This window comes from Halomonas citrativorans, assembly GCF_900163645.1.
In the GTDB taxonomy this organism is placed as follows: Bacteria; Pseudomonadota; Gammaproteobacteria; order Pseudomonadales; family Halomonadaceae; genus Vreelandella; species Vreelandella citrativorans.
On the sequence record NZ_FUKM01000027.1, the window covers coordinates 1 to 1,103 of the forward strand.

Consider the following 1,103-nt stretch of genomic DNA (forward strand, 5'->3'; position numbering starts at 1 on the left):
AACGAACTGCGCTTTGAAGACGAAGCGGGTGAAGAACAGATCTGGCTCCACGCTCAGAAGGACCTGGAACTGTTGACGTTAAATGATCGTACCGAAGAGATCCGTCGCGACAGCCATCTGAAGCTGCACCGCAATCGGCTGTCCGAGATTCACAACGACGATCACCTGACGGTGCATAACGACCGCTTTACCCAGATAAAAGGCGATGACCACCTTCAGGTGGATCAGACTCGCCACGAGTTCTACGGCGATTCGCAGCTCCTGGAAGCCGGCCGCGAGGTGCACTACAAGGCAGGTTCCCAGGTCGTGATCGAGGCCGGCGCGGAGATCACCCTCAAGGCCGGCGGCAGTTTCGTCAAACTCGACCCCAGCGGCGTGACCATTGTGGGTTCGCAGGTCAACATCAACTCCGGCGGCAGCCCGGGCCGTGGCCAGGGGCAGGCGATCGTGCTGCCTAACCTGCCGGGCGAGGCGGAGCCTGAAGAGAGCGACGACGTTACCCTCGAGCCGCACCAGACGCCCCTGCTGAGCAGCGATATCGCTGCGGCCACCCCGCTGGCCCTGGAGGATATCGATATCACCGATGGCCTGGCCGACGACTGCAGCGCCTGCGAACCCGCCGTCGGCAGCCCGGTGAACCCGCTGCTGGGCGCTAAGCTGCTCCCCGCCGAGACCGATTTTGCGTTGCCCGCGCCGCGCCCCTTCGTGTTCAGCCGAGGCTATCTTTCCAGCAACGCGCGGATTAGCGTACTCGGCCAGGGCTGGTCGCTGCCCGGCGAAAGCCTGGCCATTACCCTGGAAGATGACGCCTGCATTATCCACGACGCCCAGGGGCGACACATCACCTTTGGATCCCTCGAGCCCGGTCAGGCGCGCTTCTCGCCTACCGAACAGCTGTGGATACGCCGCGGGGGTTCGCCAGCTAACGACAACACGCAGAGTGACGATCCCCGCTGGCAGGCGCTGGACGAGACGCTGCGCGACGACGCCGATCGTATCGTGCTCACTGATACCAGCGGCCTTTACTACGTGTTTGCCTGCCCTGAGGAGGCCGGTACACGCTGGCCGCTGATCGAAGAGCGCGACCGCAACGGCTATACCAC

General features: G+C 63.5%; 1 protein-coding gene. It reads left to right on the top strand.

The features are described from left to right. Positions 1–1,103 (top strand): bacteriophage T4 gp5 trimerisation domain-containing protein (locus CZ787_RS19070; protein ID WP_254908581.1); only part of this gene is annotated, 1,103 nt, incomplete at both ends.